The 14,349-nt window shown below is 49.9% G+C and carries 14 protein-coding genes, 1 rRNA gene and 1 riboswitch; of the genes, 13 read left to right on the top strand and 2 right to left on the bottom strand.

The features are described 5' to 3' along the window. Positions 1–26 precede the first annotated feature (26 nt). The 3 genes from gatA (at position 27) to B1728_RS26190 (ending at position 3,636) form a co-directional block, all read left to right on the top strand. Positions 27–1,484 (top strand): Asp-tRNA(Asn)/Glu-tRNA(Gln) amidotransferase subunit GatA, encoded by a 1,458-nt coding sequence (gene gatA / locus B1728_RS26200; RefSeq protein ID WP_079913381.1) that lies wholly within the window; start codon positions 27–29, stop codon positions 1,482–1,484. Between the two features lie 26 nt (positions 1,485–1,510). Beyond that, positions 1,511–2,956: an Asp-tRNA(Asn)/Glu-tRNA(Gln) amidotransferase subunit GatB gene (gatB, locus tag B1728_RS26195; protein WP_079913380.1), complete on the top strand. Its 1,446-nt coding sequence runs from the start codon at positions 1,511–1,513 to the stop codon at positions 2,954–2,956. A gap of 206 nt (positions 2,957–3,162) precedes the next feature. Then, positions 3,163–3,636 carry a GNAT family N-acetyltransferase gene (locus tag B1728_RS26190; RefSeq protein ID WP_079913379.1) on the top strand — a complete coding sequence of 158 codons (474 nt, stop codon included), beginning with the start codon at positions 3,163–3,165 and terminating at the stop codon, positions 3,634–3,636. A 41-nt stretch (positions 3,637–3,677) separates the two neighbouring features. On the opposite strand, the gene B1728_RS26185 is transcribed toward B1728_RS26190, so the two are convergent. Further along, a complete protein-coding gene (locus tag B1728_RS26185; protein WP_256865520.1) occupies positions 3,678–5,375 on the bottom strand; it encodes a hypothetical protein in 1,698 nt (565 codons plus the stop codon). Between the two features lie 290 nt (positions 5,376–5,665). On the opposite strand from B1728_RS26185, the gene B1728_RS26180 reads away from it, so the two are divergent. The 6 genes from B1728_RS26180 to B1728_RS26155 all read left to right on the top strand — a co-directional run bounded on the left by B1728_RS26180 (position 5,666) and on the right by B1728_RS26155 (position 11,086). Continuing rightward, positions 5,666–6,274, top strand: a complete 609-nt coding sequence (locus B1728_RS26180) for an RNA polymerase sigma factor (protein WP_079913378.1) — start codon at positions 5,666–5,668, stop codon at positions 6,272–6,274. Then, positions 6,219–6,692 carry an anti-sigma factor family protein gene (locus tag B1728_RS26175; protein WP_079913377.1) on the top strand — a complete coding sequence of 158 codons (474 nt, stop codon included), beginning with the start codon at positions 6,219–6,221 and terminating at the stop codon, positions 6,690–6,692. The genes B1728_RS26180 and B1728_RS26175 overlap by 56 nt, the downstream gene beginning before the upstream one ends. Before the next feature lie 71 nt (positions 6,693–6,763). Continuing rightward, positions 6,764–7,384 carry a hypothetical protein gene (locus B1728_RS26170; RefSeq protein ID WP_079913376.1) on the top strand — a complete coding sequence of 207 codons (621 nt, stop codon included), beginning with the start codon at positions 6,764–6,766 and terminating at the stop codon, positions 7,382–7,384. Between the two features lie 21 nt (positions 7,385–7,405). Then, on the top strand, positions 7,406–8,659 hold the full coding sequence (locus B1728_RS26165; protein WP_079913375.1) for a DUF4097 family beta strand repeat-containing protein: 1,254 nt from the start codon (positions 7,406–7,408) through the stop codon (positions 8,657–8,659). A 102-nt stretch (positions 8,660–8,761) separates the two neighbouring features. After that, a complete protein-coding gene (perR, locus tag B1728_RS26160; protein ID WP_079913374.1) occupies positions 8,762–9,199 on the top strand; it encodes a peroxide-responsive transcriptional repressor PerR in 438 nt (145 codons plus the stop codon). A 138-nt stretch (positions 9,200–9,337) separates the two neighbouring features. Beyond that, a complete protein-coding gene (locus B1728_RS26155) occupies positions 9,338–11,086 on the top strand; it encodes a glycosyl hydrolase family 18 protein (protein WP_079913373.1) in 1,749 nt (582 codons plus the stop codon). A gap of 74 nt (positions 11,087–11,160) precedes the next feature. Here B1728_RS26155 and B1728_RS26150 read toward each other — a convergent pair whose 3' ends face one another. After that, positions 11,161–11,508, bottom strand: a complete 348-nt coding sequence (locus B1728_RS26150) for a DUF2614 family zinc ribbon-containing protein (protein ID WP_079913372.1) — start codon at positions 11,506–11,508, stop codon at positions 11,161–11,163. Between the two features lie 117 nt (positions 11,509–11,625). Here B1728_RS26150 and B1728_RS26145 point away from each other — a divergent pair, with 117 nt between their 5' ends. From B1728_RS26145 to B1728_RS26130, 4 genes are all read left to right on the top strand, one after another. Next, the gene (locus tag B1728_RS26145; RefSeq protein WP_256865519.1) at positions 11,626–12,336 is read left to right on the top strand and encodes a nucleotidyltransferase-like protein; all 711 of its coding nucleotides are present in this window, start codon (positions 11,626–11,628) and stop codon (positions 12,334–12,336) included. Between the two features lie 209 nt (positions 12,337–12,545). After that, a riboswitch (TPP riboswitch) is annotated at positions 12,546–12,682 on the top strand. A 93-nt stretch (positions 12,683–12,775) separates the two neighbouring features. After that, complete coding sequence (gene thiS / locus B1728_RS26140; RefSeq protein ID WP_079913371.1) at positions 12,776–12,976, top strand: sulfur carrier protein ThiS; 201 nt, start codon at positions 12,776–12,778, stop codon at positions 12,974–12,976. Between the two features lie 57 nt (positions 12,977–13,033). Further along, positions 13,034–13,807, top strand: coding sequence for a thiazole synthase (locus B1728_RS26135; RefSeq protein ID WP_079913370.1), 774 nt, complete (start codon positions 13,034–13,036; stop codon positions 13,805–13,807). 461 nt (positions 13,808–14,268) lie between these two features. After that, positions 14,269–14,349: ribosomal RNA gene (locus B1728_RS26130) — 16S ribosomal RNA — on the top strand; the annotation flags it as partial.

Below are 14,349 nucleotides of genomic sequence, written 5' to 3'. Positions count from 1 at the left end.
GCCATTATTGAAGGGAGGATGCAGTTTTGTCTTTATTTGATCTGAAATTACAGGACATACATAACCGGCTTCATGCCAAAGAACTATCCGTCTCCGACTTGGTGAACGAATCCTACAACCGGATCGGACAAGTAGAGGATAAGGTGAAGGCGTTTTTGAAGCTGGATGAAGAGAATGCCCGTGCAGCCGCCAAAACTTTGGACGAGCAGCTCGGCACCGACCAGTCCAGAGGACTGCTGTTCGGCCTGCCGGTCGGAATCAAGGACAACATTGTCACCGAAGGGGTTACGACGACATGCGCGAGTCAATTTTTGCGCAATTTCGAGCCGGTTTATGATGCTACGGTAGTCCGTAAGCTGAAGGAAGCGCAAGCGGTTTCGATCGGCAAGCTGAACATGGATGAATTCGCGATGGGGGGCTCTAACGAGAACTCGAGCTTCCATACGACGTATAACCCATGGAACCTGGAGCATGTTCCGGGAGGCTCCAGCGGCGGCTCCGCTGCAGCTGTTGCAGCGGGAGAGGTTTATTTCTCCCTAGGCTCTGACACAGGTGGTTCCATCCGTCAGCCGGCTGCTTATTGCGGCATTGTAGGGCTGAAGCCGACTTACGGATTAGTATCGCGCTTCGGTCTGGTGGCCTTCGCCTCCTCCTTGGACCAAATCGGTCCATTGAGTAAAAATGTCGAGGACAGTGCTTACCTGCTGCAAGCTATTGCAGGCCATGACCCGCAGGACTCCACTTCAGCGAAAGTAGACATTCCGGATTATTTGAGTGCTCTGACAGGGGACGTGAAGGGCTTGCGGATTGCCGTGCCTAAGGAATATATGGGCGAAGGCATCGATCCTAAGGTTCGCGAAGCGATTGTTAACGCGCTGAAAGTGCTTGAAGGTCTTGGCGCAATTGTCGAAGAGGTGTCGCTGCCTCATACCGAGTATGCCGTAGCTGCATACTACTTGCTGGCTTCGTCCGAAGCTTCGTCTAATCTCGCGCGCTTTGACGGAGTTCGTTACGGCGTCCGTGCCGACAATCCGAAAAACCTGCTGGATCTGTACCACAAATCCCGCAGCGAGGGCTTCGGTCCGGAAGTAAAGCGCCGGATTATGCTAGGTACCTATGCGCTTAGCTCCGGTTATTACGACGCTTATTATTTGAAGGCGCAAAAGGTGCGCACATTGATTAAACAGGATTTTGATAATGTCTTTGCAAACTATGACGTGGTTATCGGACCTACGGCCCCGACGACGGCCTTTAAAGTCGGTTCCCAGATTGATGATCCGATGACGATGTATTTGAACGATATTATGACGATTCCGGTGAACCTGGCGGGAATCCCTGCGATCAGCGTTCCTTGCGGACTTGCGGACGGCATGCCGGTTGGCTTGCAGATCATCGGGAAAGCGCTGGACGAATCGACGGTTTTGCGTGTGGCGCATGCCTATGAGCAAAATACCGATCACCACAAGCAGCGTCCTCAGCTGTAACAGAATAGAGAAAGGAGCAAGCCAGCATGTCAGCAACCGAAACGAAATACGAAACGGTCATCGGACTGGAAGTTCACGTTGAGCTGCATACGAAGTCCAAAATTTTTTGCGGATGCTCCACGGAATTCGGAGCTCCGCCGAATACTCATACATGCCCGGTCTGCCTTGGCTATCCCGGCGTATTGCCTGTGTTGAACCGGCAGGCGGTGGAATATGCGATGAAAGCGGCTATGGCCTTGAACTGCCAAATCGCGACGGACAGCAAGTTCGACCGTAAAAACTACTTTTATCCGGATTCGCCGAAGGCGTACCAAATTTCCCAATACGACAAGCCGATCGGCGAGCACGGCTGGATTGAAATTGAAGTAAACGGCCAGACGAAGCGAATCGGCGTCACCCGCGTTCATCTTGAAGAGGATGCAGGGAAGCTGACCCACGTGGACGGCGGCTACGCATCGCTCGCCGACTATAACCGCGTAGGTACGCCGCTGATCGAGATCGTATCCGAGCCGGATCTGCGTTCTCCTGAGGAGGCTCGCGCTTACCTGGAGAAGCTGAAGGCGATCATGCAGTATTGCGACGTATCCGACGTGAAGATGGAGGAAGGGTCTCTTCGCTGTGATGCGAACATCAGTATCCGTCCCTTCGGGCAAGAAAAGTTCGGAACGCGCGCGGAGCTGAAGAACATGAACTCGTTCCGGGGTGTTCAAAAGGGGCTCGAGTATGAAGAATGGCGCCAAGCCGATATTTTGGACAGCGGAGGCGAAGTGGTGCAGGAGACGCGCCGCTGGGATGAAGCCCAGGGCAAGACACTGACGATGCGCAGCAAAGAAGAAGCGCATGACTACCGTTACTTCCCGGACCCGGATCTGGTTCGTCTATATATCGACGACGAGTGGAAGGCCCGTGTCCGCGCCAGCATTCCTGAGCTTCCTGACGCCCGTAAAACACGGTACGTCAGCGAGTACAGCTTGCCAAGCTACGACGCGGAGGTTATCACATCCTCGATCAAGCTGGCTGATTTCTTCGAGGAAAGCCTGAAATATACCCAGGATGCCAAAGCCGTGTCCAACTGGATCATGGGCGATTTGCTAGGGTACCTGAACGCGAACAACCTGGAATTCCAGGATGTGAAGGTGACCGGCAAAGGCTTGGGCGAAATGATCGGGTTGATCGAGAAAGGAACGATCAGCAACAAAATCGCCAAAACCGTCTTCAAAGCGATGTTGGAAACCGGTAAAGCTCCGCAAACGATCGTGGAGGAGCAGGGGCTTGTCCAAATCAGCGATGAGGGTGCTATTAAAGCAGTGGTTGAACAAGTCGTTGCGAACAATCCGCAGTCCGTCGCCGATTTCAAGGCTGGTAAGGATAAAGCTGTCGGCTTCCTGGTTGGACAGGTTATGAAGGAAACCAAAGGAAAAGCGAACCCGGGGCTTGTTAACAAGCTCATCGTGGAATGCTTGAATCAATAACGAGATAAGAACAGTTTTCGCTCCTTGCGGAGCGGAGACTGTTTTTTTCATTCATAGAACATTTGCGGGGGTAACACTCGTGATGAGGAATGAAAGTAGCCTCGATATGGAAACGATTGGAATAAGGGGATTTCTGTTGTATACTTACTTTCATCTAGAAGAGCTTGCAAAGGGATAATGACCTGCCTGCGAGGAGAGAGGACGATATGATTCAACCTATTGATATAGAGGACAACCACCAAGTACTGGAGCTATTGATGCTGCAGCAGCTCTCTTACCGGGTGGAAGCGGAACGGATTGGCTTTGATGAAATTCCTCCCTTATTTGATTCGCCCAAGACGATTCGGGAATCCGGCGAGCAGTTTTTCGGTTATTATGAAGGGCAGCAGCTGGCAGGCGCCGTATCGGTCAAGCAAGGCACGAAAGAGCTCACGATATGCCGGCTGATGGTTCACCCGTCGTTTTTTCGCCGTGGCATCGCCACGCAGCTGCTGCAGTATGCCGAGCAATTCGCCATGCCGGGGATGGCCGTGAAAGTATCGACCGGCACGAGCAACGAGCCTGCTGTATTGCTGTACGGAAAGCATGGGTATGAAGCAGGCCAGGTGCTGGAGATTGCTCCTAATGTGACGCTTACTGTGTTTCACAAGAGAATCCCTTATGAAAAAGCAGAAACGTGATACGGTTGGTCCGCATCACGTTTTTTTGAGGCTTGCGCTATTTAAAAGATAGTATAATCATCCCAATGGATGGACTCGCCGTTCACGGCTGCTTCATATCCCGCCGCAGTCCCGAGCTTCAGCTCGTCTTTCCTTCTTGTCTCATACGAGACCTCGATACCGGCGGCATCGGCGGTATTAGCCGCAAATTGGGCTGGGGACAGCCTCATGCGGGATGTGAACTGCTCCAGATCGCGGATTCCCAGCTGCTCCGCTTCCTTGGAGGACATCACCTCCATGACGACACCATTGGCGCCGCCAACGAAGGGACTTGTGATGGATACCCGGTCCGGCTTCTCCTCGGCATGGAAATCGTTCATTAGATGAAATACCGCGTATACGTTGCCGATTCGGCCATAGCCGCTGCGCCCGTCAAACGACCATTCCCCTGTAGGCAGACAGCCGATAAGAGACGGATAAGCCTCCTGATCCTCAGCAGGAACCTCCCACAGCTGCGCCACGGAATCCTGATGGAACAGGACTTGACCGTACCGGCTTTGATGTCTGTCGTCCCCTTCTTTATATTTATTTCCCGGATGGAAGAAGAACGCCTGATTCACCCCGATAGCGGCGGCCGGGTCTGTCAGAGGCAGCGTAACATCCCATCGCTGCTGCTCGTTGTCGAATTCATCCCGGCGTTCCCAAATACCGCCTACAGCGTAGTCCGGTGTTATATAAGTGTATAGATGAGCTTCCTCGGTTACTTCCCCGTCCACCTCAGCGAACTGAATTTTGCGCTTCAGCTCCTTCACGGAGTCACGCTCTACTGCGCGCTTCACAATGTCCTCCGACACCTGGTAAGTATAGAGGCTTGCCCCTTCCAGACGCGTAATGACGGCAGGCATCGGGAAATCCCCGAACTGGATATAATCGAGCAGCGTATTATTGTCCTTCGGTCCGTCATGCGGCCATTGGCGCGATTGGGCGCCGACCCAGGCCCCTTTTAAATACGAGTCCGCACGAAGGTTCCAGAGGTGGTCCAGCATTTCACTCACCGTCTCGCGAACCGCCGCATCATCTACGACTTCCCACACGCAGGCGAACGACTGAATCCAGTGCCAATGCCATGGAAGAGCCCCGTACTCCTTGAAGCCGAACGTTTTCACATGCCGAAGCTGCTGCTTGGCGAATCGAAGTCCCTGCTCTAGCAGTTCTTGATCGTCGAATTGATGACCGAGCAAGAGCTTCAAGGAAGTATGCTTGGCTTCATGGTGATGAATTTGCTTGATCGGCTGGCAATACACGCTGCTTTGGTAAATATGAAGAATCGACAGATTCAGCTCGCTCTTCAGGCCGAGAGGAAGCACATGCTGGAATTGGTTATAAAATAAAATAATAAGACAGCCCATCAGCTCTACCGGAAGGAGGTTAGGCTTGGCTAAGGCGGGATCGCTGCCCAAATTAAGCGGCCAATGGCCGTACATCGGGTTTTCAGGGTCCTGCACCTGCAAGCTTAATACCCGGCTTATCATGTTCGAGGCCAAATCGAGGGCGGATTGGCGCTCGGCTTCGCTCATTTCGGAGCTAGCCTGCAGATCTGTGCAATAAGAGAACAGATGAATCGCATAATAAAAATTATCGCGCACGTCGCTATGAAACCAGAAGCCGCTGGGCAGAACAGGCAGCTCGAGCGCTTTGCGGGCTGCCAGACGGCGAATGGCTTGTTTTCTTTCCGTCAATGCTGAGTAAGATGCAGTCAATGGAGTTCCTCCGTTCATTCTTTTTGCATGGAATGGCTTTAAACGTTTCATTCTCTACATTCTAAGTGTAGCGTCACAGGAAGGGAAGTCAACTCCAAGACCCAAACATTTTCGTCCGATGAGAGGAAACCGTGGTAAAATAGGCTCATGTGAAAAAGTTCTCCTTCCTGCCAGGACGCGATCATACATGCTGTTCTTATGGAACGAAAAAATATTTACGATTTTTGAAGGGGTCCGACAGCTTCTGCCGTCCAATAGTGTATAACAACATAACCGAAGGCGGTGAAACGATGGAACAATTGACGGATGAGCAATTGGTTGAACAGATCCGTCAAGGCGATGAGGAGGCTTACCGTCTCTTGATTGAGCGTCATAAGAATTACATTTATACGCTCGTGTATCGCATGGTTGAGCATCGCGAAACCGCCGAAGATTTGACGCAGGAAATTTTTATCAAGCTGTATCGGTCGTTGGTTCATTTTCGTGGCGATGCCAAATTTACGACCTGGGTTTACCGGCTGACAGTCAACCTGGTCACCGATTACCGCCGCTCCCAGCGGCGCAGGCCTTATGAGGCTTTACTGGATAAGATGAAGAACTGGTTCGGCAATCGTCAGGAAGAGCCGGAAGCTGCAGCCCTGCAAAAGGAAGAGCAGCAGACTATCCTGAAGCTTTTATCGGAGCTGCCCGACAAGTACAGACTTATCCTGTATTTGTATCATTACAAACAGCTGTCCTATCAAGAAATTGCCGAAGCGACACAGCTTCCTATGAAAACGATAGAGACAAGATTATATCGGGGAAAAGCGCTGCTCAAACAAAAATGGCAGGAGGTACGCAATCATGAACAAAAGCTATCTGCATCCGGACGATCATCATCTGCTACGATTTCTAAATAGCGCCTGTTCTGAGCTGGAATTGAAGAAGATCGGACGGCACATCCAAGGCTGCCCCGACTGCCGGACACGGCTCCGCGCTTATCTTGACATGGAGTCTCTATTGGATCAAGTGCCTCTGCTCCAGGCGCCGGAGGAATTGACGGACAAAGTCATGGGGGCCATTGGGAGAGAGTCCCGGGAGCAAACCCTTCGAGCAGCCGCTGCTGCCCGTCATGCTTCCAAAGCCAAAGGAAGATGGCATAATGAATTGGTGCACGGATTGGTGGCTACGGCAGCGACCTACGTGTTCATCTCCTCAGGGGTCCTGGGTAAAATCATGTCCATTAATGCGGAGCAGTGGGGGGACGACGTCCAAAGCAAGGTTGCCGCATTGGGATGGATCGTACATCAACTTTCCGTCCAGTTATTATTTTCTTAGCAAGTCCATTGGAGAGCTTAACAATATGAGCATCGAATCAGTTCATTTGAACGAATGGAGGTTAATCGTATATGGAGGAGCAGCGCAAGCAGCCGTTTTTAAATGAAGAAGAAAAGGAAGACGCGTTTTTGAGGGAGCGAATGGAGCGATGGAACCAGGTGCCTCCTAATCAGCCTCCTTACGACCCGTTTCGCGCGGCCCCGCGAAAAAGCAAGCTTGTAGCCTGCCTGCTCTCATTTTTGATTCCAGGCACGGGCCAACTGTATCTTGGGTTGATGCAGCGGGGTATGATGCTGATGCTTCTACTGATTGCAGATATTTTCGCCATTGTGTTTTTTGCGACCAATGCAAGTGCAAGCATTCCGTTGATCGTATTATTTTCCTTGTTCATCCCGGTCATTTATTTCTACAACATTTTTGATGCGCTTCAACAGACCGACAAAGTCAATTCCGGGTGGGGCGGGCTTTATTCCGATACGATGGATACCGTGGGCAGCAAAAGGTCATCCAAAGGTCCAAAAGGCAGCACGATCGGCTACTTGTTGATTATCGGGGGCGTATTCCTGTTTCTTGTAAGCAGTAAGCCGGCCTGGCTGAACCGGATTTTTGAGCTGCTCGGGTCCTCTATCGGTGCTGTTGTGCTTATTGTTGTAGGCGTCGTGATGTTTTTGAAGGAATCTACGAAAAAATAAAGACAAGAAGGAGAACGTACGATGCGAAAAGCAGGACGTTACACGGCTGCGCTGCTTCTGGTTTTAGTCGGGGCGGCGGTAATTGCCGATCAGTACATGGGATCGCAGTGGACAGCGCTTCTTGTTAACTGGTGGCCCGTATTGTTTGTAGCTTTGGGCGTTGAGTATATTTTATTTAATATGAAATACGGAGACAGCGACAAGCAGCTGAAGCTGGATCTAGGCGGCGTCATTATTGCGGTTATCCTCTCCGCTATTGTCATTGGCAGCACGCAGTCCGCCGCGCTGTTCCGCAATTGGTCGGCCAATCTCAATTTGGGAGATGCGGTGCTTTCCTTCACCCAAGGGGATGGACACAAATTTGAACAGGGAACGACTGAAATCGTGTTGGCCAGCGGGGTGGATAAGGTAACGGTTAATAACCCTTCGGGCAATGTCGTTCTAAAGCAGGGAACTACGGATAAGCTTCAAATTGAAACGACCGTGTACGTGGCCGTGGATGACGAGCAGGAGGCCAAGCGAATTGCTTCCGAGGCGCGGTTGGAGCAGCGGGTTCAAGGACATGAGCTGACGTTAACCTCCACAGGAGCAGAGTACGGAGGCGGGTTCTGGCAGCAGCGCAAGGCGCGCACTGATCTGGTGATCAGCCTGCCGCAGCAAATCAAGCTCGACATGGATCTGGAGACAAGTAACGGCTCCATCACCGCGGAACAATTGGCTTTCAAGCGGGAGCTGAAGGCCAGGACGACCAATGGAGAAATCCAGGCTGCTTCCATCCGGGCCGATAACATAGAGCTTCGATCCACCAATGCCCGCATCGCAGCTGTAAAGACCCAAGGAAGCATGAAGCTGGATTCAACCAACGGCGTGCTGGAGGTGCAGGATCATCAGGGGGATGTGAAGCTGACATCGACCAACGGCAGCCTTACCTTGAATCAGGTTAACGGTACCATAGCTGCCAAAACAACGAACGGAAATATTCAGATCCAGGATGTACCCGGCGGATTAAAGGCAGACACAACGAATGGCTCCGTACAAGTTGCGAGCCGCGTTATTAACGGGGATTGGGATATCGAGACGACTCATGGCGGCATCAAGCTGGTACTGCCCCCTAACGGAGACTACACTCTCAAAGGAGAAGGGGAGAGAGACAGTATTCATTCGGCGATTCCGATGCAAATTAATAAGAAGTCGATCGAAGGAGTTGTCGGTACGGGAAAACATAAAATACATTTGGATACGAGTGGAACTATCGATATTCAAAAAACGGAGTAGCACGTTCTTTTTTTCAGCTATCCTGTAACTTCATTGACAAATGTAAATAAAGCCGCGTAAAATAAATCGATACCCTTTTATCGGATTAGGCGGTGAGACAGCATGGATTCACGATTGGAGCAAGCGTTGCACAAATTGAAATCGACAGGCGTACGCATGACCCCGCAAAGACATGCTATTCTGGCCTATTTATTAAATACGATGACGCATCCGACGGCTGACGAGATCTATAAGGCGCTGGCGCCCCGGTTTCCTAGCATGAGTGTTGCAACGGTATACAACAATCTCAAAGTATTTATCGAGGTCGGACTGGTTCGTGAGATGACCTACGGCGATCATTCAAGCCGGTTTGATGCGGATATGTCGGATCATTACCATGCGCTCTGTGAGGAATGCGGCAAGCTCGTCGACTTTTCCTACAAGCCGCTGGATGATTTGGAGAAAACGGCCGGGATAGAGACAGGGTTTTTGGTGAAAAGCCACCGTGTCGAAGTTTATGGGATCTGCTCGGATTGTGCCGGAGCCCGGCAACTGTCGTAAATTGGAACATTCTACTAATATAAGGTATAATGGACGTGCTTAAAGCCTGCTTGGCAATCAAGTGGCTTTCAGTGCGTCTTTTTTGTTAAACTAGTACTAGATTTGAGCGATGACTAGAGTCGCCATGGGAGTGAAGCAATGGAACCGGATTTGATGATGAATCATAGAACGACGAGAAAAAGGTCGAAAAAATGGCGCATATGGACGCTATTGTTCGCCGTATTACTCGGAGCCGCGGCTGTAGTGTACTGGGACAAATATGTTCCGACCAGCCGGCATGAGGAACCCTCCTTCGAGGGAATCGCGAAGCCGATCTTCTATAAAGGCGTTTTATATGATGAGCCGGCCTCGGGGAAGGAAGAGAGCTTGAAGCTGCCCTTTGCCTTAGCCAAGGAATTAATAGATCCGATGATGCTGTACGAGGAATCGAGTGATTCGACCATTATCACGACGCAGGACAAGGTAGTTCGCTTGAGGACAAGCCAGTTGACCGGAACGATTAATGAGAAGCCCTTCAACCTGAAGTTTCCTCTGGAAAAAGTAAACGGAACCCTGTATCTGCCCATGGAGCCTTTAAAGCAGCTTTACGGGATAGAATTGCGGGAGTCCCAGGACACCGGCGCTGTGATCCTTGTGAAGGAAGGGGACGAACTCAACTGGGGCAAGACGGTATCGTATCCGAACAAGCCGGACAAAACGATTCCGATGCGCAAGGAGATGTCCATTAAATCTCCGATTCTTGCTGATTTAAAGCAGGGAGAGGACGTTATGATCTGGGGCGAGGAGGAAGAGTGGTACCATGTGCAGCTGAAGAACGGGTATATGGGCTACGTCAAAAAGGACCATTTGTTGTCCGATCATGTGGAAAAGGTCCCTAAGCAGGAGCAGCCTCCAAGCTTTGTAGCGCCGAAGTTGGAGGGCGGGAAGATCAATATGACCTGGGAGCAGGTAACGACACCAAAAAGCCCGGATACGTCCAAATTTCCGCCTATGCCCGGCTTGAATGTGGTTAGCCCTACCTGGTTTCATATCGATGACGGTCAGGGCAACTTGAAGAACATTGTTGATCCGGCCTATGTCAAGTGGGCGCACAGCCAAAACTATCATATTTGGGCGCTGTTCAGCAATGGATTTGATCCGAAACGCACGACAGAAGCATTGTCGACCTACGATAAAAGAATGAAGATGATCAAGCAGCTTCTAAGCTTTGCGCAATTATATTCCTTACAGGGCATTAATATCGATTTTGAAAATGTAAATACTAAGGATAAAGAAAACCTGGTCCAATTCGTCCGCGAAATGGTGCCGTTAATGCATGAACAGGGACTCGTCGTATCGATGGATGTTACGCCGAAGTCTTCAAGCGAGATGTGGTCGGCCTTTTATGACCGGAAAGCTCTTATAGATTCTTTGGACTACATGATGATTATGGCCTATGACGAATACTGGGCCAGCAGCCCTACCGCAGGTTCTGTCTCCTCGCTTCCTTGGGTGGAGAAGAACGTAGTGAAGCTGATGAAGGAGGACCAGATTCCGGCCTCTAAGCTAGTGCTGGGCGTTCCCTTCTATACCCGGATCTGGACGGAGGAGGTCGTTGACGGCAAGAAGAAGGTAAGTTCGAGATCGGTCTATATGGATAATCCGCAAAGAACGATCAAAGAGAAAAATCTGACGCCTGTGTTCCTGCCGGAGGTCGGTCAAAACTATGTCGAGTACAAGGAAGGCGACAAGCTGAACCGTATATGGCTGGAGGATGAGGTATCCATGAAAGCGCGGATGGATATCGTTAATAAATACCAGCTTGCCGGAGTGGCCACTTGGCGCAGAGGCTACGAGAACCCGGCTATATGGGAGCTTATAAAGACAGAGCTTAACAAAAAGCCATAACCGGACAAAAAAACTGGCTTCCTTTCTCACCTCATGCAGGTAGGGAAAGGAGCCAGTTTTCTTTGTTTCGGCTGTTAGAGATTGGCTTTGGCATTCGGGTCGTGCTGGGGATCCAGAGACAGGATCGTTTTGCAGAACATGCAGCGGTCCGTTTTACCGAGAATTTTGGTAGCCTTGCCGCATTCGGGGCATTCGACAACGGTGGTGCTGGTAGACATCATACCGGCCCAGAAATACACTCCCATGCTGGCCAGCATGGAGATAGCTCCGATGACCATACATATACCGGCGATAATCTTGCCTGCTACGCCCCAGTTAAAAACAATGCCTGCCAACCCCACGATCATCAGCAGCATGCCTCCCATGGTCAGCAGCAGTCCCCATAACCGGAATTCATTAACTTTACTGGATTTTAATATCACGGGTGTCACTTCTTTCTTTAGATAAAATGTGAAATTTGTCACTGAAATGATGCAGGAAACCGCCTACTAATGTAGAAATAAGAAGTATCATGGAATGTTATGTAGGAGGCTGCGGCGATGAACGCCCTAAAGAAACAAAGGATTGCCAGGCTCCGGGAAGATGATGCAGTCATGAGTATATTGGCGGTCGATAATCCGTCAATGTTTTCTGCAATCACGGACGGATTCGATCTCCTGTTGCTAGTCATTGTAAAAGAGGGCCTGCAAACTGATCAACAGTATCATTATATAAAAGACGACTGCCGTATACAAGAAAGATGGTTTACTCCGTCTGCAATTCATCAGCTTATGCTGCACGGAGAGCACCGCAACCTCATTTACTGGATCTTAAAGGGAGAGATTCTTCTGGATCGGAATACGTATTTAGAAGGTTTGCGGCATCGGATGCTGGAATTTCCGTCGGAAATGAGAGAGCACAAGCTGTTAATAGAATTCTCCAGATTTTTGCGCAAATATATGGAGAGTAAAGAATATATTTTGGAGGACCATCTGCTGGATGCGTACAATAACATTCTCGAGGCGCTCCATCATTGGGCGAGAATTGTTATTATCGAAGCGGGAAGCCATCCCGAAATTACCGTCTGGCGTCAGGTAAAAACGATTAATCCCGGAGTATACAAGTTGTATGAGGAGCTTACGCTAAGCAATGAAACGCTCAAGCAGCGCGTCCAGCTAGTGCTTCTTGCTTGCGAATTTTCCGTCATGTCCAAGATGGAGAGATGCTGCGGCCTCTTGCTCTCCCTATTGTCCGGCCGTGAAGAAGCCTAGAGCCTAGCCGAGCTTCAGCAGTGTGAGAAGCTGTCCGACATTCGGTTCGAGCTTCCGCTTATCCTGAACAAGCTGGTGAAGAAATCGCTGGCCAAGGAAATTATCTATACATTGGACGAAGAAGTATCCCAGCTGGAATTACGGTACACAACGAAATAAGGAATCCAAGCGACAAAAACAGCAGTTTCTGCTATACTTATACTCAATTGAATAACCACTAGGGGAGCCTTTTATCGCGAGGCTGAGATAAGAAAGCTTTTTCTTGACCCTTGGAACCTGATTATGGCATGTCTTGTGCGGCATGCTTCTGGATGATACCAGCGTAGGGAAGTGGACGAACGTAAGATGCTGTTTTCGGCATATTTACACCAAGTCAACCTCTTGTGCGCGGTTGGCTTTTTTTGTTGTCAATTTTACCTGGAAAGCGTGGTGTGGTGGTGTGAGACTGATCATTAACGGGGAAGCGAGAGAAGTAGATCAGGTAACGAATGTTGCCGAGCTGCTTACTGTTTTCAAACTTGAGCAAAAAATACTGGTCATCGAGCTGAATCGGGACATTATCGAGCGCAGCGAGTATGCCAATACGGCTCTCAAGGAAGGCGACTCTCTTGAAATTGTTCACTTTGTAGGCGGGGGTTAAGGATTGATTTGCCCGTTATACTTGCTTGCACATTCATATTAATGGAGGTTTGTACAAATGAATGACGTGTTAAAAATCGGCCCCTATGAATTCAAATCCAGATTGCTGCTAGGTACAGGCAAATTCACTTCGCTGGATATTCAAAACCAAGCCGTTCAGGCTTCCGAAGCGGATGTTCTTACCTTCGCTATTCGCCGTCTGCCTATCGATAACCCGGAAGCTCCTAATTTCCTGGAGACGCTGGATTTAAAAAAGTTTACGCTTCTCCCTAACACGGCGGGCGCTTATACTGTAGAAGAAGCCGTTCGTATTGCAAAGCTGGCCAAGGCATCGGGCCTGTGCGACATGATTAAGGTGGAAGTCATCGGTGATCCGAAGACTCTGCTGCCGGACCCTATCGGAACGCTAGAAGCTACGAAAATACTGGTGGACCTTGGCTTCATCGTGCTGCCGTATACCTCGGACGATCCAATTCTGGCGCGCAAGCTGCAGGAAGCGGGAGCCGCTGCAGTTATGCCTGGAGCTTCACCTATCGGTTCGGGACAGGGCATTGCCAATCCGAATCAGCTTCGCTTTATTATCGAAGAAGCGAAAGTTCCTGTAATCGTTGACGCGGGTATAGGCGGTCCGGCAGATGCTGCATTGGCAATGGAGCTGGGTGCCGATGGCGTACTTCTGAACACGGCTGTCGCCGGCGCTCAGGATCCGGTTCTCATGGCGGAAGCATTCAAACTGGCTGTCATTGCGGGACGTAAAGGATTTATGGCGGGGCGCATTCCTAAAAAGAGATATGCCTCTGCAAGCAGCCCGGTCGAAGGAATGATCGAATAGCTTGAGCTTGTATTCGAAGCCTGAAGGGAGTACGTCTGGTTTAGACAGGCGTGCTTCTTTTTTTCTGTAAGCTATCGAAAAGAAAGCATCTGCCTTGGAAGATGATTCGCTGAATATTTTTTCAAAATAACGCTTGACTTTATATATAAGCCTATGATACATTAACTCTCGCCGCTAAAAACGGCAAACACATCCGAAACAAATCAAGCTTAATAAGAAAAATAAATTTCAAAAAAAGCTTGCATTAAGATGGGTGAATGTGATATATTAAGAAAGTCGCTGCTAAACAAAGCGACACGAAATGACAAGATGAAAATTACAAAAGTAATGAAGTTTTGTCGAGACATTGTCCTTTGAAAACTGAACAACGAGTGAATGTTTGAACAGAGAATGAAAATTCTCGCTAGCATTGAATTTTGAGCTTAAGACAAGCTCTATTATAGATCACTTCGGTGATCACTTTAATGGAGAGTTTGATCCTGGCTCAGGACGAACGCTGGCGGCGTGCCTAATACATGCAAGTCGAGCGGTCCCTTCGGGGA

This window comes from Paenibacillus sp. 32352 (assembly GCF_002042965.1).
Classification (GTDB): Bacteria; Bacillota; Bacilli; order Paenibacillales; family NBRC-103111; genus Paenibacillus_S; species Paenibacillus_S vulneris.
The sequence above is the reverse complement of the archived record's forward strand: the minus strand, read 5'-3'. Positions and strand labels throughout refer to the sequence as shown.